Raw genomic sequence first — 19,870 nt, 5'->3', positions numbered from 1 at the left:
ATGGACGACCGTTCCACCGCCCCCGTGCCCCCGCCGGGGTGCCCGGCGCACGGCTCCGGTGCCCGAGTGCCGCTGCACGGGCCGGAGTTCGCGGCCGACCCGCAGTCGTACTACGACTACCTGCGCCACTACGGGCCCACCGCGCCCGTCGAGATCGCCCCGGGCGTCGAGGCGACCCTGGTCACCGACTACGCCACCGCGCTGCACCTCCTCCAGGACTCGACGTCCTTCCGCAAGGACTCGCGGCGCTGGCGGGACCTCAACGAGGGCCGCATCCCGGCGGACAGCCCGATCCTGCCGGTGCTCGCCTACCGGCAGAACTGCATGTTCACCGACGGCGCCGAGCATCTGAGGCTGCGCCAGGCGATCACCGACACCATGGCGCGGGTGGACACGCGTAAGCTCAGCCAGAGCACCGAGCGTGTGGCCGAGTACCTGATCGGCCAGTTCTCCCAGCGCGGCTCGGTCGACCTGCTCGGCGACTACGCCAAGCAGCTGCCGCTGTTCGTCTTCAACGAACTCTTCGGCTGCCCCGCCGAGATCGGCGACCGGGTGCTGTTCGGCGCGACGGGCCTGTTCGACGGGATCAACGCCGAGAAGGCGGCCGAGGTGATGTACACCGCCATCGGCGAACTGATCGCGCTGAAGCGGGCCAGGCCGGGCGAGGACATCACCTCGTGGCTGATGCAGCATCAGGCCGACCTCACCAACGAGGAGATGGTGCACCAGATCGCACTGCTGCTCGTCGGCGGCAACGAGCCGCTGCGCAACCTGATCGGCAACACCCTGCACCGGCTGCTCACCCATGACGCGTACGCCAACGCCGGCGGTCTGATCGACGACGCGATCGACGACACGCTGTGGGAGAACCCGCCCATGCAGAACCTGGGCGCGCACTTCCCTGCCACCGACATGGAGTTCGGCGGGGAGAAGGTGCGCGCGGGCGATCTGATGCTGGTCAGCTTCGCGGCCGCCAACACCGGCCCCGCGCTGTCGACGGCCCGTCAGGCGGGCAGCAACCGGGCGCACCTCGCCTGGAGCGCGGGCCCGCACGCGTGCCCGTCCAAGGAGACCGCGCGTCAGATCACGATCACGGCGATCGAGCACCTGCTGAACCGGCTGCCCGACGTCGAACTCGCCGTGCCCGAGGACATCCTGACGTGGCGTCCCGGTCCGTTCAACCGGGGTCTGGCCACGCTGCCCGCGCGATTCACCCCCGTGCAGCCGGTGCGGCGGCCCGCCGCCCAGAGCGCGCAGGGTGAGCAGGTCCAGCAGCCCGCGCAGAGCGGGGCGCGTGGCGAACGGACCGGTCTGTGGAGCTCGTTCCTCAACTGGCTGGCCAAGTGACCGACCGGAGCGGGGAATCCAGCCACATGATCCGCAACTAAGCCATAAGTGGACGAGGTGATTCACACAACACTCATCGTCCACACAGGACTGCATGAAGCTTCAAGCGCCCGGGTAATGATCACCGCGTTTCCTCAACGGTTCTCGGCCCAAGGACGGTTCGTGTTTCGCATACCCGCCGGCTCCGCTGTGCTCCGCCCGGCCCCGTCAGGCCGGCCGGCCCACGGCACGGGCGCAAGAAGCCAACTTCACAGGCAGGAAGGGAAGATACCCGCCCGAGCAGGCGGGTATCTTCTTGGGTGCCCGGCTCCCTCCGCTCCGGTCGCGCACGGCGGCAGAAGCCGGAGGCACCCATGACGCCGAGCCGCAACGCCCTCGCCGCACCGGCTCTGGGCGACTTCACTGGCCGTCAGCTCCTCAGACTGTGCGAGGTCGCCGAGCTGCCGCCCGCCGACTCCGTGTCGTACGCGAAGGTGGTCACGCAGACCCTCGGGCACGTGGCCGAGCAGCCCTTGGACCAGCCGCCACCGGACCTCAGCTTCCTGTCCGACGACCACACCCCGGTGGAGTTCTCCCTCTCGTTCACCGCGGGCGCCGCGCCCGAGCTGCGGGTTCTGCTGGAGCCGGGGTGCGGAGCGGCGACCACCGAGCTGAGCGGCCGGGCCGGCCTGGACGCCGTACGGTCGATGGGACGGCGGTGGGGCTTCTCGACCCGGCGGCTGGACGAGTTGGAGGACCTGTTCTTCCTTCCCGACGCCCAGGGCCCGCTCGCGCTGTGGTGTGCGCTGGAACTGCGCGCGGGTGGCGTGCCGAAGGTCAAGGTCTATCTGAACCCGGCCGCGGCGGGCCAGGACCACGCGGCGGCGACCGTGCGCGACGCGCTGGACCGGCTCGGCCACCGGGAGGCGTACGCCTCGCTGCCCGACACCGGCCGCCCCCTGTTCTTCGCCCTGGATCTGGGCGACTGGGACGTGCCCCGGGTGAAGGTCTACCTCGCCCATCACGGCCTGTCGGCCGAGGAGTCGGCCGGTCTGCCGCGGATGTCGCCGGGACCGGAGCGGGCCGAGATCGAGGAGTTCTTCCGCACCGCCACCGGCAGCATGCCGGGTGAGGATGTGAGGCTCGGCCGGCGGCCCGGCCAGTCCTGCCACGTCCTGACCGACGCCACGACCGGGACGCCCGACGGCTTCACTCTGTATATCCCGGTTCGCGACTACGCCCGGCACGACGGGGAGTCCCTGGACCGCGCGGTCACCCTGCTGAACCGTTACGGCATGGACCCCGGGCCGCTGCACCGGGCCGTGTCCGCGGTCACCGGCCGACGACTGGAGGACGGTGTAGGCCTCATCGCCTATCTGGCGCTCGCCCACCAGCACGGACGGGCCCCGCGAGTGACCGTCTATCTCTCGTCCGAGGCCTACGCGGTACGCCCCCCGGCGACGATGCCCGTCCAGCGGACGGCGTCGGCTCACTGAGTGTCATGTGCACGTCACCGAGGGTGCGGTCGGATCCGCCCGCACCCTGCGCCCGAGGGCGGACCCGCATCAGCCGTCCGCGTCGAGCTGCCGCAGGTAGGGAACCACGTCGACCTGGATGGAGGAGCTCTCGCCCTCCCCGTACCTCTCGGCGACACCGCTCAGATGGGTGGCGATCTCCTCCCGCATGACGTCCACGGACGGCAGCCGAAGCTCACCGGACACGATCCTGGCGACCCAGGCGCACTGGGCCTCCACGAGCCGGGTGATCGTCCCCACCGGACGGATCAGACCGATGAAGTACAGCCCCGGCAGCTCGGGCGCGACGACCCGCTTGTACAGCTCGACCGACCCGCGCGGCCCTGTCGGCCAGCCGGCCGGCAGGAACGGGAACGACATCCGGTAGCCGGTGCAGTAGACGATCGCGTCGGCCTCCTCCTCGCTCCCGTCGGCGAACCGCACCACGTTCCCGGCCATCGAGTGGATCGCGGGCCGGGGGATCACCCCGCCATGACGTATCCGGCTGAGGATGTCGTCGGAGATGGTCACCGCGGAGGCGAAGATCGGGTGATCGGGCTCGGGCAGTCCGTAGTCGGCCAGTCTGCCCCGCGCCACCAGCAGGGCCTGCTCGATGAAGGCACGCTGCTCCGGCAGCGACATCCGGGTCCACCAGGGGGCGTTGGCTATATGGTCCAGCGCCAGGCCGTACAGCTGCTTCGGCAGGATGTGCAGCCCGCGGCGGACCGAGAGCACCGTCCGCGCCGCATGCCGGGACAGATCGGCGGCGATGTCGACGGCCGACGCGCCGAGTCCCACGACGACCACGCGCTGTCCGTCGAAGTCCCGGCCGTCGTGGTAGTCGAGGGCGTGCAGGATCTTGCCGCCGAAGGAGTCGGCGCCGTACGGCAGTGGATTCGGCATGTTCGGGAGCGTGTTGTGCCCCGAGGCGACGACCACGTGTCCGAACCGGCGCGTGCGCTCGGCTCCGTACGCGTCCCGGCTGACGACGGTCCATGTCCCGTCGGCCGCCTGCCGCACCGAGACGACCTCGGTGCGCAGCTCGATCCTGTCGCTCACCCCGGCCCAGTCGGCGAAGGACCGCAGATAGGCGGCCATCTCGCTGTGCCGCGGGTAGAGGGGGAGCGCGTCGTGCATCGGGTAGCCGGCGTAACCGGTCAGATCCTTGGCGGAGTTCAGATGCAGCGCCTGATACCCCGGCCCCCGCTCCCCCGCCTGCGGCTGGCGCCAGATGCCGCCCACGTCCGGTGCCTTCTCCAGGCACACGAAGTCGACGCCTCGCATCGCGAGGGCATGGGTGACCGCCAGCCCCGACAAGCCCGCACCGATCACACACACGCTCAAGAAGTCCCCCACAGGTGTCGAAGGTCCGCAGGCAAGATCCTTGCCCTCTCACTCAACCTTCACACGGTGATCTGCAACACCGCGCCCCGGGGGGCACCTTGACGACGCGGTGGACCGGGCGGCCGCGATGGAGGTGCTCCGCCGCATCCGGCCGCCGCGCGGCCGTGGACCGGCCGCTGACAGTCCGCTCAGGGCCGCGACGCGATCAATGGGCGTAGGCTTCGTCCGCATGACCGTGCTGCGCGGTACCCATGTCGTCCTGCGTCCCGCCACCCCCGCCGACGTCCCCGCACTGGCGGCCATCCGCGCCACGCCCGAGGTCAGGGCCCGCTGGCGCGGCGGCGACGATCTCAGCGCGGAGGTCGCCGCGGACCTCGACGACCCCGGCACCCACACCTACGCCATCGAGGTCGAGGGCGGGATCGCCGGGCTGATCCAGTGGTACGCGGAGGACGACCCCGACTACCGGCACGCCGGCATGGACCTCTTCCTCTCGCCCGACGTGCACGGCCGGGGCCTGGGCACCGACGCCGTCCGCACGCTGGCCCGCCATCTCGTCGACGACCACCACTACCACCGCCTGATCATCGACCCGGCCGCCGACAACCTCCCCGCGATCCGCTGCTACACCAAGGCCGGCTTCCGCCCGGTGGGTGTGATGCGGCAGTACGAACGCGGCTCCGACGGCACATGGCACGACGGCCTGCTCATGGACCTGCTGGCCTCGGAACTGGTGCGCTGAGGCCGACGGGTCCTGGAGCAGGGGCGCGCGGAGACACGCGTGCGCGCCCTGCTCCGGCATGCCGTCCCCGTGACGGTGTCTCAGAGCACCGGGCCGCCGAGCAGCAGGGCGGTCTCCAGCGGCAGCGGCGGCTGCTCCCGCAGCGGGGCCGGTGCTTCGGCGCGGCCGGTGTGGGTGGGCGGGACGACGCGCAGCGCGGCTATGCCGTCCGCGGCCCAGGGCGCGTCCGTGGCCGGAAGCGTCAGGGTCATGCGTCGTCCGTCGGCCAGAGTGGTCTCGACCTGCTCGTCCGTCCGGACCTGCCCGCTCGCGTCGTCGGCCTTCATGGCTGCTCCCCCTCCGTCGTGCACCGTGGGTCTTCTGAGGAGCGGGCCGTGACCTCGGGCGCCCCTTCGGGTACCCGGTCCCGGATCTCCGTCCTCGACAGGTAATACGTCCGGGCGGCGGCGGAAATTCCCCGTCGGCCCGCCGGCGTTCCAGGGATCCCGTGCCGCCGGGGCGGCCCCGGACACCGGTCCCACGACACGACTCGGGCACATATCGCCACTGGTCCGTACCAAACCCTTGCCGTCCCCGCCCCCGCGCCGCAAGCTCCCAGCATGGAGTTGGAGTTGCGGCACCTGAGAACCATCCGGGCGATCGCGGAGGCGGGCAGTCTCACCCGGGCCGCGGCGGAACTGGGGCTGGCACAGCCCGCGCTCAGCGCGCAGTTGCGCCGCATCGAACGGACCCTGGGCGGGACCCTTTTCGAGCGGGGGCGGTTCGGCGTGCGGGCGACCGCGCTGGGCGAACTGGTGCTGGAACGCACCCGGATCGTGCTGCCCGCGGTCAGCGAACTCCAGCGTGAGGCGGCCCGGTTCGCCCGGACCCGCCGTACGTGGGAACGGCTGCGGCTGGGCGGCACCCACGGCCCGCTGCTCGGCGCGCTGGTGGACCGGCTCGCCGACGCGGCGCCCGAGGCCACGGTCACGACCTGCGCCTCCTGGTCCGAGCGCGAACTCGCGGAACTGCTCACCGAGGGCCGCCTGGACTTCGCCCTGGCCGGCACCTGCGGCTCCGCTCCGCCGCCCGGCGCCCCGCAGCTGATCTGGGAGGAGATCGCCGTCGACCCGGTGTTCGTGATGCTCCCCGAGGGCCACCGGCTCGCCCTGGGACCGGAGGAACTCGACCTGGCCGCGCTGGCGGGCGAGGAGTGGGCCTGTGTGCCCGGCGACGGCTGCTTCGCGGACTGCTTCACGGCGGCCTGCGCCCGCGCCGGGTTCACGCCGCGGCGCATGTACGAGACGGACACCGCGTCCTGCGTGCATCTGGTGCAGGTGGGCCGGGCCGTGGGGCTGTGCCGGGCCACCTTCCCGCCGACGCCCGGGATCACTACCCGGCCGCTCGCCGGTACGCCGCTCAACTGGCGTCATCTGCTGGGCTGGCACCCCGCGACCCAGCAGCCGGACCGCGCCGCGACCGTGCTGGCGCAGGCCCGCGGCGCGCACGCGGGCGCGGCGGCGCGCAGCGACAGCTACGCCGAGTGGCTCGCGGTCCACGGCGCCCGGGACTGACCGACTCCCCGTCTACGCGGGGCTTCCATAACACCGGGGCAGGGGGTCGGCCGACGTCTTATGCGAGTCGGCGGCGCTTCCCTACGGTTTCGGCACCTCCCCCACCGATTCCGAGGAGACCTCCCCCATGCTCCGACGACATGCCAGAGCCCTGTGTGCCGCCACGGCGGCGGCCGGCGCCCTGCTCGTGGCCGGGCTCAGCGGCACCGCGAGCGCCGGCGCCGACGCCGACGCCGACGCGCCCTCCCGGGCCGCCGCCACCCTGCGGACCGCCGACGCTCCGCCCGCCCTGCTGCGCGCCATGCAGCGCGACCTCGGTCTCGACCGTGGCCAGGCGGAGCGCCGGCTGGCCAACGAGGCCGAGGCGGGTGCCACCGCGGGTGTGCTGCGCGCCGCGCTCGGTACGGACTTCGCCGGCGCGTGGGTGCGCGGCGCGGAGTCCGCGACGCTGACCGTGGCCACGACGGACGCCGCCGACGCGGCGGCCATCGAGGCGCGGGGCGCCCGGGCGCTCGTGGTGGGCCGCTCGCTGGCCGACCTGGACGCGGCCAAGGCCCGCCTGGACCGTTACGCGGCCCGGCACGACACCGCCGACACCCCGGTCTGGTACGTGGACGTCCGCACCAACTCCCTGGTCGTGCAGGCCGTACGACCGGACGCCGCACGCGAGGTCCTCGGGGCCGCGGGCGTCGACGCCTCGCTCGTCCGGACCGTGGTGTCCGCCGAACGTCCCCGCCCGCTGTACGACTTGCGGGGCGGCGACGCGTACTACATGGGCAGCGGCGGCCGTTGCTCGATCGGTTTCCCGGTGACCCGGGGCACCCAGCACGGCTTCGCGACGGCCGGCCACTGCGGCCGGGCCGGCGCCACCACCAGCGGCTCCAACCGGGTGGCTCAGGGCACCTTCCAGGCCTCGGTCTTCCCGGGCAACGACATGGCGTGGGTGGCGGTGAACTCCAACTGGACGGCGACGCCCTATGTGAACGGCTCGTCCGCCCAGGTGGCCGGCTCCACCCAGGCGGCGGTCGGCGCCTCCGTGTGCCGCTCCGGCTCCACCACGGGCTGGCACTGCGGAACGGTCCAGCAGCACAACACCAGCGTGACCTACCAGGAGGGCACCGTCTCCGGTGTCACCCGGACGACGGTGTGCGCCGAGCCGGGCGACTCGGGCGGCTCCTACATCTCGGGCAGCCAGGCCCAGGGCGTCACCTCGGGCGGCTCGGGGAACTGCAGCTCGGGCGGGACGACCTTCTTCCAGCCCATCAACCCGATCCTCCAGTCCTACGGCCTCACCCTGAAGACCACCACCAGCGGACCGGGCGAGCCGGGCGAACCCGGTGAGCCGGGCGGCACCTGGAAGGCGGGCACCGTCTACCAGGCGGGCGCGACGGTGACCTACGGCGGCGCGACCTACCGGTGTCTCCAGGGCCACCAGGCCCAGCCGGGCTGGGAGCCGCCGAACGTGCCGGCGCTCTGGCAGCGCGCCTGACGACGCCTGCTGGCGCAGGCCGGAGCCCGGGTACGGCATCGCCGTACCCGGGCTTCGTCGTCCGGGGGTCCCGGGCGGCCGGTGCGGTCGGTCCGCGCGGCCTGTGCGGTCGGTGCGGCCGGTGCGGTCAGTCCGTGCCGGACTCCATCGCCGCGCGGTCCAGCACCTCGTCCTCCTCGGAGACCTCGCCGCGGGAGGCGATGGCCTCGGCGCCGCCCTCGGGCATCGCGCCGATCAGACCGGTGGCGGCCGCCTGGGCGGCGCCGACCGCCGGGCCCGCGGTGCCGATCAGGCCGAGGCTCGCGTACTGCTCGAGCCGGGCGCGCGAGTCGGCGATGTCGAGGTTGCGCATGGTGAGCTGGCCGATGCGGTCCGACGGGCCGAAGGCCGAGTCCTCGGTGCGCTCCATCGACAGCTTGTCGGGGTGGTAGCTGAAGGCCGGGCCCGTGGTGTCGAGGATCGAGTAGTCCTCGCCGCGCCGCAGCCGCAGGGTCACCTCGCCGGTGACGGCCGCGCCGACCCAGCGCTGGAGCGACTCGCGGATCATCAGCGCCTGCGGGTCCAGCCAGCGGCCCTCGTACATCAGCCGGCCGAGGCGACGGCCCTCGCTGTGGTACTGGGCGAGGGTGTCCTCGTTGTGGATGGCGTTGACCAGGCGCTCGTAGGCCGCGTGCAGCAGGGCCATGCCGGGCGCCTCGTAGATGCCGCGGCTCTTGGCCTCGATGATCCGGTTCTCGATCTGGTCGGACATGCCCAGTCCGTGCCGCCCGCCGATGGCGTTGGCCTCCAGGACGAGATCGACGGCGGTGGCGAACTCCTTGCCGTTGATCGTCACGGGGCGGCCCTGCTCGAAGCCGATGGTGACGTCCTCGGCGAGGATCTCGACCTCAGGGTCCCAGAACCGTACGCCCATGATCGGCTGGACGGTCTCGATGCCGGTGTCCAGGTGCTCCAGGGTCTTGGCCTCGTGGGTGGCGCCCCAGATGTTGGCGTCCGTGGAGTAGGCCTTCTCCGGGCTGTCACGGTAGGGGAGCTCGTGGGCGAGCAGCCACTCCGACATCTCCTTGCGGCCGCCCAGCTCGGTCACGAAGTGCGCGTCCAGCCAGGGCTTGTAGATCCGCAGGTGCGGGTTGGCGAGCAGGCCGTAGCGGTAGAACCGCTCGATGTCGTTGCCCTTGTAGGTCGAGCCGTCGCCCCAGATCTGGACGTCGTCCTCGAGCATCGCCCGGACCAGCAGGGTGCCGGTGACCGAACGGCCGAGCGGCGTGGTGTTGAAGTACGCCCGCCCGCCGGAGCGGATGTGGAACGCGCCGCAGGCGAGCGCGGCCAGGCCCTCCTCGACGAGCGCGGCTCGGCAGTCCACGAGGCGCGCGATCTCGGCGCCGTAGGTCTTCGCGCGGCCGGGCACCGAGGCGATGTCGGGCTCGTCGTACTGGCCGATGTCGGCCGTGTAGGTGCAGGGGACTGCACCCTTGTCGCGCATCCACGCGACGGCGACCGAGGTGTCGAGGCCGCCGGAGAAGGCGATACCGACGCGCTCGCCGGCCGGAAGGGAAGTGAGGACCTTGGACATAGGAAGAGTATGCATGACAATGCATGACCATGCAACCGGGGGTGGAGTCGTCGCCGCGCGGGATCGGCCGGCCCTTCTTACGATCACAAGGTGGCGCACACCCTCGAAGAGCTGATCGAGAAGCAGCGCGCGGCCGACGCGGCGCACCTACGCGTCGAGGACCTGCGCGACCAGTACGGACCCCCGGCGCAGCACCCGTGGACCGGGCACCAGACCGAGGTCTACGAGACGGCCTGGCGCGCCTGGCGCGACCTGGCCCGTGACGTGCAGCAGTCGGTCACGGAGTACGCCCAGGAACAGGGCACCGCCCGCAATCAGGTCGAGGACGACGTGAAGAAGGCCGTACGTCATCCGGAGGAACCGGCCGCGGAGCAGTGACCCGCATACTGGGGCCATGGGATTCGCCGTGTTCATGACCCTGCCCGGTCTGGTCATCCTGCTGACCGCGCTGGCCCTGGTCGACCAGGCGCTGCTGCACGCCGGGCGCGCGGGGCTGCTGCCCTGGCGGAACAACGCGCGGGCGGGACAGGTCTCGGCGACCGGCTTCGAGCAGCTGCACGCCACCCTGTCCGCCGGCAAGGAGCACGAGCTACGGGAACGCCGGTCGTCGCTCGTCCTGCGCGACGACGAGGAGGACGGGGCCCCGCCGCACCGCACGACGGTCGACCTCGACGGCGGCACGGCCGTCGTCCGGATGCCCCGGCCCTGACGGCCGGCGCCCGCTACTCGGCGAGGCCCACCACCGCCCAGCCCCGGCGGGCGGCCTCGGTGACGACGGTTCCCCATCCCTGGAGCAGTTCCCGGTACGCGTCGAAGTCGCCGGCCCATCCTCCGGGGGCGGCGGCGTGCTCGGTGAACGCCTCGCGCAGGCCGCCGAGGGCCGGGTGTATCCGCCGCCAGCAATCGGCCAGCTCGCGCACGGCCCCGGGCGGCCGGGCCAGCAGCAGTCCGCGGGCGGACGGGTCGCCGCCGAAGACCTCCGGGTCGGTCTGCTCCGCGAGGCCGTCAGGACCCGGCCAGACCAGCCCGAGCAGCAGGGCGTCCACCTCGGCCCGCAGCGGCGGGTCGACGTGGCCGCGCAGCGCCTCCCAGCGGTGCCCCGCCCAGAAGTGCGGCTTGAACGACCCGGCGCTGTGCCGGAACTCATGGATCTCGAAGTGTCCTGGGCCGCGCGGCCGGACCCAGCCGGAGTCGGCCACCGGGGCGTCGGGGTCCCAGAGCCCCGTGGCGTCGTCGTACCAGGCGTCCCGGAGGCGCTCCAGCCGTTCGCCGGGCGGCACTTCGGTCAGCCAGGACCAGTCGGCGATCAGCACGGTGATGTCGAGCCCCATGGCGGTGACCCTAACCGGCCCTGCCCCGGCGTCCGGAGGCCGTCAGGGGCAGTCGTACGTCACCTGTGCCGTCGCGGTGCGCTCGGACGGGCTGAGGATGCGCAGTTCGGCCTGGCCCTGGTGACGGCCCTCGCCCTCGAAGGTCCAGCGCAGATGCAGGTTCGCGTGCCGCTGGCCCCGGGCGAGGCGTTCGCGCAGCACGGCGGAGGAGGTGCCGTCGCTGCGGACCCAGCGGTAGGTCAGCGTGCCGGGACGGCCGTTGGTGGACACACGGGCGGAGACGTCGGTCGTACCGCCGCACTCCAGCGCCGACGGGCTGGTCGTGACGGTGACCGTGCGCACCTCGATCGGCGCTCCGAGCCGCTGCCAGGCGAGGAAGGCCAGCACACAGAGGAACACCACGGCGGGGAGGGTGTGGCGGCGCAGGCGCCGGCGGAGGGGAACGCGGGGCGCGGGCACGACCGGCAGCGGCCGCTGGGTGCGCTGGGCGACGGCCGCGGTGACTCCGGGGCCGAACCGCAGCACGGTGCCCTCGACCCGGTCCGGCGCGGTCGCGCCGGGCCCGTCCGGCTGCGCCGGACCGCTGGGGTGCGCCCGTCGCGTCGGCTCGTCGGGGTACTCCCCGGCCGCCTCGGGCCAGGTCGGCGCCGCGGGGCCGGGCCCGCCGTCGCGGCGGGTCGGCTCGAGGGGGCCGGCTCCGGTCACCCTGCGGGTGGGCTCGGCCACGCCCGCCCCGGGCTCGCGCACCGTGGGCACGAACGGATCGGCCGGGCTCTCGCGCCGTGTGGGCTCGAAGAGGCCGGCCCCGGTCTCCCGTACGGTCGGCTCGGCGGGCCCGGCCGCCGGCTCGCGCAGCGTCGGCTCGACGGCGCCGACCGGATCCGCGGCGGTCTCCCGCCGCGGCGGCGCGGCCGCGCCCTCCTCCTCGCCGTCCGGGCGCTGGATCCAGTGGCTGGCCAGCACGGTGGCGCTGTACTCGGCCTCCTCGGACGCGGGAGTCGTGTCCTCGGGCTCGGGCTCGGGCATGCGGTCGTCGGTCCCTGTCATCGGATGTCACACTGCCTGGTCAGCAGTGTCTGCGACGCGCCGCCGTCGGCGGAGGCCGGGCTGGTCGTGGCCTGCACGGACCAGTAGCACCCGCGCGTCACGAAGGTGTGGTCCACGGTGATCGTGTAGCTGGTGGCGCCGCTGCGCTGGAAGGTCTCGCTGCCGTCCGGGGTGCCCAGCGCGGAGGTCGTGTCGCTCGTGGACCAGGACACCGTGACGGACACCGGTCCGGGTCCGTCCGTGGTGACGGTGAAGGTCGCCGTCGCGGTGACCGGGCCGGTCTGCCGGAACTCCACCACCGCCACGTCCTTGACCGCGGGCGCGACGGGCCCGGGCGGTGAGGTCGGCGGGTCCGTGGTCGGCGGGGCCGAGGTGCCGCCGCCCGGCGGGGGCGTCACCCCGTCCGGTGGTGTCGTCGTCCCGCCGGGCGGCGTCGAGGTCGCCGAGGCGGAGGGCTCCGCGGAGGCGGATCCGGAGACCGACTCGCTCGGTGAGGCCGAGGCGGACGGCGACGGGCTCCCGGAGGACGACGCCGAGGCCGAGGGCGCGGACGGGTCCGTGGTCTCCGTGCCCGGCCCCGCGCTCGTGGTGGCCAGGGCCTGCGCCGCCTCGCCGGGTGACGCGCCCGTGGCCGGCCGCGCCCCGTAGGCCAGCAGTACGGCCAGCACGATCAGGGCCGCGGACACGAGCGCTCCCGCCCGGCCCGGCAGCCACGGGCGCAGCCCGCCGCCGGCCGGGGCGGCCGGGGCCAGGACGGTGCGCGCGATGTCGGTCGTCCCCCGCGGTGCCGTGCGGGGCGAGGGCAGCAGCAGGGGCAGCAGGGCGACCAGGGCCGCGAGCCGGCCGCGGCCGCGCTCCTCCCAGTCGGGCCCGTAGGCCGCGCCCGCCACCGTCTCCAGCTCCCGTACGAAGTCCTGGGCGCTCGTCGGGCGTTGGTCCGGGTCCTTGGCCAGTCCGCGGCGCACCAGGCCCTGGACCGGCGCGGGGACCTGCTCGGCGGGGATGGGCGCGTCGACATGGCGCAGCGCCAGCTCGGCCAGGTTCTCGCCGGTGTACGGCTTGCGGCGGGTGAGGCACTCGAAGAAGGTGGCCGTCGCCGCGTACACGTCGGCGGCGGGCGAGGCCGGGGCGCCGGTCCACTGCTCGGGGGCCATGTAGGCGGGCGTGCCGGCGATGCCCGCGCTGATCCCGGAGTCGACCGCGATGCCGAAGTCGACGAGGCGGGAGGTGCCGTCCGGGGCGACCAGGACGTTCTCGGGTTTGTAGTCGCGGTGGACGACGCCGAGACGGTGGGCGTCGGCGAGGCCGAGCAGGGAGCCCTTGAGGAGGACGAGCGCGGCCTCGGGTTCCAGCGCCTCGGTCTGGCGGGCCAGCAGGGTGCGCAGGGAGACGCCGTCGACCAGTTCCATCACGATGGCGGCACCGTCGGGGCTCTCGACGTACTCGTAGAGGCCGACGACGTACGGGCTGTCCAGCCCGCCGAGCAGCCGGGCCTCCGCGCGGAACTCCTGGACGAAGCCGGGCCGGGTGCGCAGCGAGTCGTTGAGGTACTTCACCGCGACGGGCACACCGGAGTCGCGGTGCACGGCCTGTACGACCCGTCCGCTCGCCCCGGAGCCGAGTTCCTGCGACTCGGCGTATCCGGGCACCGTCCATACGTTCATTCCGACCCCCCAGGCCGCCGTGCCGCCGCGGGCGTTCCAGAGCGGCGGACGCGATGAGAGACACAGTTTCGGCCATGGCGGTTGCGGTGAGGCAGTCCCCTGGAGGTCTCATCTCGGAAACTCCGCGGAGGAAATCCCGACGGGGCCTCATGTCAGCAATGCTGTCCGTGGGCCGGGTCACATAGCGTCCGGACGGTACGGAAGCCACCATGGGCGGGTCATCGCCAGGCTGAAGGGATCCCGAATGTTCCGCAAGGTACTGGTCGCCAACCGTGGCGAGATCGCGATTCGCGCGTTCCGCGCCGGCTATGAGCTGGGCGCGCGGACGGTTGCCGTCTTCCCTCACGAGGACCGCAACTCTCTGCACCGGTTGAAGGCTGACGAGGCCTACGAGATCGGCGAGCCGGGACACCCGGTGCGGGCGTATCTCTCGGTGGAGGAGATCGTGGGCGCCGCCCTGCGCGCGGGGGCCGACGCCGTGTATCCCGGCTACGGCTTCCTCTCCGAGAACCCTGAGCTGGCGCGGGCGTGCCGGGAGGCGGGCATCACCTTCGTCGGCCCGGACGCGGAGATCCTGGAGCTGACGGGCAACAAGGCCAGTGCGGTGGCCGCGGCGCGCGCGGCCGGGGTGCCGGTGCTCGGCTCCTCGGCGCCCTCCGGGGACGTCGACGAGCTGGTGCGGGCGGCCGGGGAGATCGGCTTCCCGGTGTTCGTGAAGGCCGTCGCGGGCGGTGGCGGGCGCGGTATGCGCCGGGTCGAGGACCCCGCGCAGCTGCGGGAGTCGATCGAGGCGGCCTCGCGGGAGGCGGCGTCGGCGTTCGGTGACGCGACGGTGTTCCTGGAGAAGGCCGTCGTCGACCCGCGCCACATCGAGGTGCAGATCCTCGCGGACGGCGAGGGGAATGTCATCCACCTGTTCGAGCGCGACTGTTCGGTGCAGCGCCGCCATCAGAAGGTGATCGAGCTGGCGCCCGCGCCGAACCTCGACCCGGAGCTGCGGGACCGGATCTGCGCGGACGCCGTGCGGTTCGCGCGGCAGATCGGCTATCGCAACGCGGGCACGGTGGAGTTCCTCGTCGACCCGGCCGGCAACCACGTCTTCATCGAGATGAACCCGCGCATCCAGGTCGAGCACACGGTGACCGAGGAGGTCACCGATGTCGACCTGGTGCAGGCGCAGTTGCGCATCGCCTCCGGGGAGACGCTGGCCGACCTCGGCCTGGCCCAGGAGAGCATCACGCTGCGCGGCGCCGCGCTCCAGTGCCGTATCACCACCGAGGACCCGGCGAACGGCTTCCGCCCGGACACCGGCCGGATCAGCGCCTACCGCTCCCCCGGCGGCTCCGGCATCCGGCTGGACGGCGGTACCACGCACGCCGGTTCGGAGATCAGCGCGCACTTCGACTCCATGCTGGTCAAGCTGAGCTGCCGGGGCCGGGACTTCACCACGGCCGTGAACCGGGCCCGGCGCGCGGTCGCGGAGTTCCGTATCCGCGGTGTGGCCACCAACATCCCCTTCCTCCAGGCGGTGCTGGACGACCCGGACTTCCAGGCGGGCCGGGTCACGACCTCGTTCATCGAGCGGCGTCCGCATCTGCTCACCTCGCGCCACTCCGCGGACCGCGGTACGAAGCTGCTGACGTACCTGGCCGATGTGACGGTGAACAAGCCGCACGGCGAGCGCCCGGTGCTGGCGGAGCCGGCGGGCAAGCTGCCGCCGCTGCCCGCGGGCGAGCCGCCGGCCGGCTCCCGGCAGCGGCTGGCCGAGCTGGGCCCCCAGGGCTTCGCGAGCTGGCTGCGCGAGTCGCGGACGATGGGCGTCACCGACACGACGTTCCGTGACGCCCATCAGTCGCTGCTCGCCACCCGGGTGCGCACCAAGGACATGCTGGCGGTCGCCCCGGTGGTCGCCCGTACGCTGCCCGACCTGCTGTCGCTCGAGTGCTGGGGCGGCGCGACGTACGACGTGGCGCTGCGGTTCCTCGCGGAGGACCCGTGGGAGCGGCTGGCCGCGCTGCGCGAGGCCGTGCCGAACATCTGTCTCCAGATGCTGCTGCGCGGCCGCAACACCGTCGGCTACACCCCGTACCCGACGGAGGTCACCGACGCGTTCGTACGGGAGGCCGCGGCCACCGGCATCGACATCTTCCGTATCTTCGACGCGCTGAACGACGTCGACCAGATGCGGCCCGCGATCGACGCCGTGCGGGAGACGGGGACGTCGATCGCGGAGGTGGCGCTCTGCTACACCTCCGACCTGTCGGACCCCTCCGAGAAGCTCTACACGCTGGACTACTACCTGCGGCTGGCCGAGCGGATCGTCGACGCGGGCGCGCACGTGCTGGCGGTGAAGGACATGGCGGGCCTGCTGCGGGCCCCGGCCGCGGCGAAGCTGGTCTCGGCGCTGCGCCGGGAGTTCGACCTGCCGGTGCATCTGCACACCCACGACACCGCGGGCGGGCAGCTCGCCACCTACCTCGCCGCGATCCAGGCGGGCGCGGACGCGGTGGACGGGGCGGTGGCGTCCATGGCCGGCACGACCTCGCAGCCGTCGCTGTCCTCGATCGTCGCCGCGACGGACCACTCCGAGCGGCCGACGGGTCTGAGCCTGGCGGCGGTCGGCGACCTGGAGCCGTACTGGGAGAGCGTGCGCAAGGTGTACGCCCCCTTCGAGGCGGGCCTGTCCGCGCCGACCGGCCGGGTCTACCACCACGAGATCCCGGGTGGTCAGCTGTCCAACCTGCGCACCCAGGCGGTCGCGCTCGGTCTCGGCGACCGTTTCGAGCAGATCGAGGCGATGTACGCGGCGGCCGACCGGATGCTGGGCCGGCTGGTGAAGGTCACGCCGTCCTCGAAGGTGGTGGGCGACCTGGCGCTGCACCTGGTGGGCGCGGGCGTGGACCCGAAGGACTTCGAGGCGGAGCCCTCGCGGTTCGACATCCCGGACTCGGTGATCGGCTTCCTCCGTGGTGAGCTGGGCACCCCGCCCGGCGGCTGGCCCGAGCCGTTCCGCACCCGGGCGCTCCAGGGGCGGGCCGAGGCCAAGCCGATGGCACAGCTGTCCGCGGAGGACCGAGAGGGTCTGGAGAAGGAGCCGCGCCCCACACTGAACCGGCTGCTGTTCCCGGCGCCGACCCGGGAGTTCGACACCCACCGGCAGGCGTTCGGCGACACCAGCGTCCTGGACAGCAAGGACTACTTCTACGGTCTGCGTCCCGGCCAGGAGTACTCCATCGATCTGGAGCCCGGTGTGCGGCTGCTCATCGAGCTCCAGGCCGTCGGTGAGGCCGACGAGCGGGGCATGCGCACGGTGATGTCCTCGCTGAACGGCCAGCTCCGTCCGATCCAGGTCCGTGACCGGGCGGCGGCCTCCGACGTCCCGGTGACGGAGAAGGCCGACCGCGCCGACCCGGGCCATGTCCCGGCGCCGTTCGCCGGTGTGGTCACGCTGGTGGCCGCGGAGGGCGACGAGGTGGAGGCCGGTGCCACGCTGGCCACCATCGAGGCGATGAAGATGGAGGCGTCCATCACCGCGCCGAAGGCCGGCCGGGTGTCCCGGCTGGCCGTGAACCGGGTGCAGCAGGTGGAGGGCGGCGATCTGCTGGTGGTCATCGGCTGAGTGCGGCGGTGACCCCGTCGGGCTTCGGCGGGCGCGGGGCCTGGGGTCCCGTGCCCGCCTGCCGCGTTCCGCGCAGTTCGGGCGTGGTCGCCGCCGCCGAGGTCACGGCGGCCGGACACAGCAGGCCGCCCGGGACGAGAGCGGTGGCGCCCGAGGTCCAGCCCGCGACGAGGCCGCCGCGCGGATGGCCCACTCCCGCGCGGCTCCGTACGACCGCCCCTGTGCGACCGCCTCGCGCGACGCGGTGGGCCGCCGTCGCCCTGGTGGCGGGGGCGAGCGTGGGGGCGGTGCGGTCCGGGGCACGGTGATCGCGGCCGGGCGGCCGCGGTCGCCCGGCCGCTCGCGCGAGGGTCTCCCCGCGACCGGCCTACCCGAGGTGATGTCAGGCGCTGTGCACCGTCACCTCGTGCAGTGAGTAACCCCAGTTGGTGGCCCGGCCGAGGAACTGGAGGCGGACGTAGCGGGCGGGTGTGCCGGCGAAGTCGGCGATGTCGAGGCCGCCGTCGCCGCCGGTGGTGGACCAGACGGTGCGCCAGTCGACACCGTCGGTGGAGAGGTCGACGCGGTACGAACGGCCGTACGCGCGCTCCCAGTCGAGGGTGACCCGGCCGACCCGCCGGGTCGAACCGAGGTCGAGGCGCAGCCACTGGCCGTCGCTCCAGTCGCTGGCCCAGCGGGTGTCACGGGTGCCGTCCACGGCCCGGCCGGGCGCGTAGCTGGTGAACAGGCTCCACTCGCTCGAACTGGCCGTGGCCGGTGCCCCCTTGGCCAGGTTGACGGAGGCCTGGTGGTGTTCGGCCGCGCCCCAGGTGCCGAGGTAGGACTCGGCGCCCCGGAACAGGTCGTCGACGACGTCCTGGCCGCCGGTCACCCGGATGTCCTCGATCCAGTCCGGTACCAGGCCGTAGTGGGCGGCTCCGTCGGTGTTGAGGTCCCAGGTGCGCTGGCCGGTGGTCTGCCGGTCGATGACCGAGCCGCCGTCGGTGCTGCGGAAGGGGTACTGCACGGGGTCGGGGGTGTTCGCGCCGCGCGGGCCGGGCCAGCCGCCGACGCCGTTCATGTCGGTGCCGTAGCCGTAGCCGACGCCGTACTTGTCGCGCAGCGCCTCGGTGCGCCGTGCCTCCGCGCTGAAACCCTCGGAGCCGTGCATGTACTGGGCGATGAACCCTCCGAGGGCGTAGACGCGTTCGGTCCAGTTGAGGTCCATCCAGCTGTGCGAGGAGATCACGCCGGGGTAGGACTCGGCCTCGAAGATGTCGAGGACCCGCCCGGTGGCCTTGACGCTCATGTGGTCGACCTCGAGCATCATCTTGCGCTTCATCATGCCGCGCACGGCGTACTCACCGAGATCGGTCAGCCCGCGCACGTTGCACTGCGCGTCGCCCGCGTACGAGGGCACCGACACGCCCGCGGGGAGCTTGCTCTCGGCAGCGGCCGCGGAGGCCGAGCCGATGGGGTTGTCGGCCTGCGGGCCGGTGCACTTCTCGGTGCGCCAGAAGGTCCCGGTGGACAGGAACTGGCCTACGTTGATGGCCGTTCCGAGCGTGCCGGAGTCGAAGCGGACGCCGCACAGCGCGTTGTCGAACTTGTGGCACAGGAACATGCTGCGCACCCCGAGCGCGTGCAGTTCGTCGAGGCCCTTGTCGATGTCCTCCCGGCTGCACTGCGCGATGTCCAGGATCATCTTGCAGCCGAACGGCTCGGAGGTCTCCACGCCGAGCACGACGGCGAGTTTGCCCTGCTCGATCACCTGCCGGGCCTGCGCGCTGTCGGTGACGACCCGGAACCAGCCCTTTCCGGCGCCGCCGTACTGCTTGTCGATGTACGCCTGGAGGTCGTAGGTCAGCTTCGCCTGGAGCCGGATGGAGGTCATCTCGTCGCAGGAGCGGTCCTTGAAGAAGTAGACCGAGCAGATCACACCGTTGGTGACCAGGTCGTTGACGAGGACGCGCTGCCCGCCGCGCCAGGCGCGCTCGATCCAGGCGTAGTAGTTCTGCTGGTGGGTGAGCGAGTCATGGGCGGGCCAGTCCTTGAACGTGGGCCAGCCGACGGGGTCGTGGCGGCCGTCGCCGCCCTTGGTGATGAAGTCGAAGACCGCCAGCGAGCCGTCCGGGTAGTGCTCGGGACAGTCCTTCAGCGCGTCCGCGACACCGGCCTCGGAGAACGGCTTGCCGCACAACAGGCGCCCGCCGAATGCCTCGTTGGAGAAGATGTGGTCGTGGGCGTCGACGAACCCGCGCACCTCGCCACGGGAGTCGGTGCCCTTGAACGGTTCGCCGGTGACACCGATCCCGGAGTCCAGGGCGGGCCGCGCGGACGGGTTCCACCAGTCGTCGGCCGCCGCGGCGGAACTCGGCGCCGGGCCGAGGGCCATGGCCAGCAAGAGCAGCAGCAGCGAGACGACGGCGACGTGAGGGCGTCGGTGCATGGCCACATCCCTAGATCGGACAGCTGAAATTGTCATGCCCAGCGAAAGTTACCGACGAGGATCGAATGGGGGGTCCGAGGAGTCAAGAGCCGTGCGGCATCCGCCGAACGCCCCGGACGGACACGGATGTTGCCCTTCCGTGAAGAATGGGACCCTTTTGTGGCGGAACACGGGGCAACGGTCGGGGGTGTCCACAGGTCGTACAAGGCACAGTCACTGCCGTGGCACCGCATCCGCACA

General features: G+C 72.7%; 16 protein-coding genes. 8 read left to right on the top strand and 8 right to left on the bottom strand.

From position 1 onward, the window contains the following. Positions 1–1,347 (top strand): cytochrome P450, encoded by a 1,347-nt coding sequence (locus ACZ6SQ_RS09695; protein WP_469558623.1) that lies wholly within the window; start codon positions 1–3, stop codon positions 1,345–1,347. A 353-nt stretch (positions 1,348–1,700) separates the two neighbouring features. After that, entirely contained in the window at positions 1,701–2,822 is a 1,122-nt protein-coding gene (locus ACZ6SQ_RS09690) for a tryptophan dimethylallyltransferase family protein (protein ID WP_469558619.1), read from the top strand. Positions 2,823–2,891: 69 nt separating this feature from the next. Here the strand turns inward: ACZ6SQ_RS09690 and ACZ6SQ_RS09685 are convergent, their stop codons facing one another. Further along, positions 2,892–4,184, bottom strand: a complete 1,293-nt coding sequence (locus ACZ6SQ_RS09685; RefSeq protein WP_469558750.1) for a flavin-containing monooxygenase — start codon at positions 4,182–4,184, stop codon at positions 2,892–2,894. 229 nt (positions 4,185–4,413) lie between these two features. On the opposite strand from ACZ6SQ_RS09685, the gene ACZ6SQ_RS09680 reads away from it, so the two are divergent. Next, a complete protein-coding gene (locus ACZ6SQ_RS09680) occupies positions 4,414–4,926 on the top strand; it encodes a GNAT family N-acetyltransferase (RefSeq protein ID WP_469558617.1) in 513 nt (170 codons plus the stop codon). Positions 4,927–5,006: 80 nt separating this feature from the next. On the opposite strand, the gene ACZ6SQ_RS09675 is transcribed toward ACZ6SQ_RS09680, so the two are convergent. Beyond that, entirely contained in the window at positions 5,007–5,252 is a 246-nt protein-coding gene (locus tag ACZ6SQ_RS09675; protein ID WP_469558615.1) for a hypothetical protein, read from the bottom strand. A 273-nt stretch (positions 5,253–5,525) separates the two neighbouring features. Here ACZ6SQ_RS09675 and ACZ6SQ_RS09670 point away from each other — a divergent pair, with 273 nt between their 5' ends. Then, positions 5,526–6,479 (top strand): LysR family transcriptional regulator, encoded by a 954-nt coding sequence (locus ACZ6SQ_RS09670; RefSeq protein ID WP_469558613.1) that lies wholly within the window; start codon positions 5,526–5,528, stop codon positions 6,477–6,479. A gap of 127 nt (positions 6,480–6,606) precedes the next feature. Continuing rightward, positions 6,607–7,968: an alpha-lytic protease prodomain-containing protein gene (locus ACZ6SQ_RS09665; protein WP_469558609.1), complete on the top strand. Its 1,362-nt coding sequence runs from the start codon at positions 6,607–6,609 to the stop codon at positions 7,966–7,968. Between the two features lie 127 nt (positions 7,969–8,095). Here ACZ6SQ_RS09665 and argG read toward each other — a convergent pair whose 3' ends face one another. Next, positions 8,096–9,541 (bottom strand): argininosuccinate synthase, encoded by a 1,446-nt coding sequence (gene argG, locus ACZ6SQ_RS09660; RefSeq protein WP_386383855.1) that lies wholly within the window; start codon positions 9,539–9,541, stop codon positions 8,096–8,098. A gap of 90 nt (positions 9,542–9,631) precedes the next feature. Here argG and ACZ6SQ_RS09655 point away from each other — a divergent pair, with 90 nt between their 5' ends. Next, complete coding sequence (locus ACZ6SQ_RS09655; RefSeq protein WP_469558607.1) at positions 9,632–9,919, top strand: hypothetical protein; 288 nt, start codon at positions 9,632–9,634, stop codon at positions 9,917–9,919. Between the two features lie 16 nt (positions 9,920–9,935). Continuing rightward, entirely contained in the window at positions 9,936–10,250 is a 315-nt protein-coding gene (locus tag ACZ6SQ_RS09650; RefSeq protein WP_386383851.1) for a DUF6191 domain-containing protein, read from the top strand. Between the two features lie 13 nt (positions 10,251–10,263). On the opposite strand, the gene ACZ6SQ_RS09645 is transcribed toward ACZ6SQ_RS09650, so the two are convergent. The 3 genes from ACZ6SQ_RS09645 to ACZ6SQ_RS09635 are packed head-to-tail and all read right to left on the bottom strand — an operon-like array spanning position 10,264 to position 13,583. Next, positions 10,264–10,872, bottom strand: coding sequence for a hypothetical protein (locus ACZ6SQ_RS09645; protein ID WP_469558605.1), 609 nt, complete (start codon positions 10,870–10,872; stop codon positions 10,264–10,266). A gap of 42 nt (positions 10,873–10,914) precedes the next feature. Next, the gene (locus ACZ6SQ_RS09640; protein WP_469558604.1) at positions 10,915–11,919 is read right to left on the bottom strand and encodes a hypothetical protein; all 1,005 of its coding nucleotides are present in this window, start codon (positions 11,917–11,919) and stop codon (positions 10,915–10,917) included. After that, a complete protein-coding gene (locus ACZ6SQ_RS09635; protein WP_469558602.1) occupies positions 11,916–13,583 on the bottom strand; it encodes a serine/threonine-protein kinase in 1,668 nt (555 codons plus the stop codon). The genes ACZ6SQ_RS09640 and ACZ6SQ_RS09635 overlap by 4 nt, the downstream gene beginning before the upstream one ends. 244 nt (positions 13,584–13,827) lie before the next feature. On the opposite strand from ACZ6SQ_RS09635, the gene ACZ6SQ_RS09630 reads away from it, so the two are divergent. Further along, positions 13,828–17,202, top strand: a complete 3,375-nt coding sequence (locus ACZ6SQ_RS09630) for a pyruvate carboxylase (protein WP_469558599.1) — start codon at positions 13,828–13,830, stop codon at positions 17,200–17,202. On the opposite strand, the gene ACZ6SQ_RS09625 is transcribed toward ACZ6SQ_RS09630, so the two are convergent. Both ACZ6SQ_RS09625 and ACZ6SQ_RS09620 read right to left on the bottom strand, forming a co-directional pair. After that, positions 17,192–17,395, bottom strand: a complete 204-nt coding sequence (locus tag ACZ6SQ_RS09625; RefSeq protein ID WP_469558596.1) for a hypothetical protein — start codon at positions 17,393–17,395, stop codon at positions 17,192–17,194. The two genes, ACZ6SQ_RS09630 and ACZ6SQ_RS09625, sit on opposite strands and share 11 nt — an antisense overlap. Positions 17,396–17,584: 189 nt before the next feature. Next, positions 17,585–19,630: a discoidin domain-containing protein gene (locus ACZ6SQ_RS09620; protein ID WP_469558593.1), complete on the bottom strand. Its 2,046-nt coding sequence runs from the start codon at positions 19,628–19,630 to the stop codon at positions 17,585–17,587. Positions 19,631–19,870 lie beyond the last annotated feature (240 nt).

The organism is Streptomyces sp. NPDC048600, from assembly GCF_055587025.1.
This window is presented reverse-complemented; position numbering and strand designations above follow the sequence as displayed.

Excerpts from the sequence above, each read along its gene's own strand:
- ACZ6SQ_RS09695 (WP_469558623.1), top strand. The coding sequence starts at position 1 with ATGGACGACCGTTCCACCGCCCCCGTGCCCCCGCCGGGGTGCCCGGCG.
- ACZ6SQ_RS09690 (WP_469558619.1), top strand. The coding sequence starts at position 1,701 with ATGACGCCGAGCCGCAACGCCCTCGCCGCACCGGCTCTGGGCGACTTC.
- ACZ6SQ_RS09680 (WP_469558617.1), top strand. The coding sequence starts at position 4,414 with ATGACCGTGCTGCGCGGTACCCATGTCGTCCTGCGTCCCGCCACCCCC.
- ACZ6SQ_RS09675 (WP_469558615.1), bottom strand. The coding sequence starts at position 5,252 with ATGAAGGCCGACGACGCGAGCGGGCAGGTCCGGACGGACGAGCAGGTC.
- ACZ6SQ_RS09670 (WP_469558613.1), top strand. The coding sequence starts at position 5,526 with ATGGAGTTGGAGTTGCGGCACCTGAGAACCATCCGGGCGATCGCGGAG.
- ACZ6SQ_RS09665 (WP_469558609.1), top strand. The coding sequence starts at position 6,607 with ATGCTCCGACGACATGCCAGAGCCCTGTGTGCCGCCACGGCGGCGGCC.
- argG (WP_386383855.1), bottom strand. The coding sequence starts at position 9,541 with ATGTCCAAGGTCCTCACTTCCCTTCCGGCCGGCGAGCGCGTCGGTATC.
- ACZ6SQ_RS09650 (WP_386383851.1), top strand. The coding sequence starts at position 9,936 with ATGGGATTCGCCGTGTTCATGACCCTGCCCGGTCTGGTCATCCTGCTG.
- ACZ6SQ_RS09645 (WP_469558605.1), bottom strand. The coding sequence starts at position 10,872 with ATGGGGCTCGACATCACCGTGCTGATCGCCGACTGGTCCTGGCTGACC.
- ACZ6SQ_RS09640 (WP_469558604.1), bottom strand. The coding sequence starts at position 11,919 with ATGACAGGGACCGACGACCGCATGCCCGAGCCCGAGCCCGAGGACACG.
- ACZ6SQ_RS09635 (WP_469558602.1), bottom strand. The coding sequence starts at position 13,583 with ATGAACGTATGGACGGTGCCCGGATACGCCGAGTCGCAGGAACTCGGC.
- ACZ6SQ_RS09630 (WP_469558599.1), top strand. The coding sequence starts at position 13,828 with ATGTTCCGCAAGGTACTGGTCGCCAACCGTGGCGAGATCGCGATTCGC.
- ACZ6SQ_RS09620 (WP_469558593.1), bottom strand. The coding sequence starts at position 19,630 with ATGCACCGACGCCCTCACGTCGCCGTCGTCTCGCTGCTGCTGCTCTTG.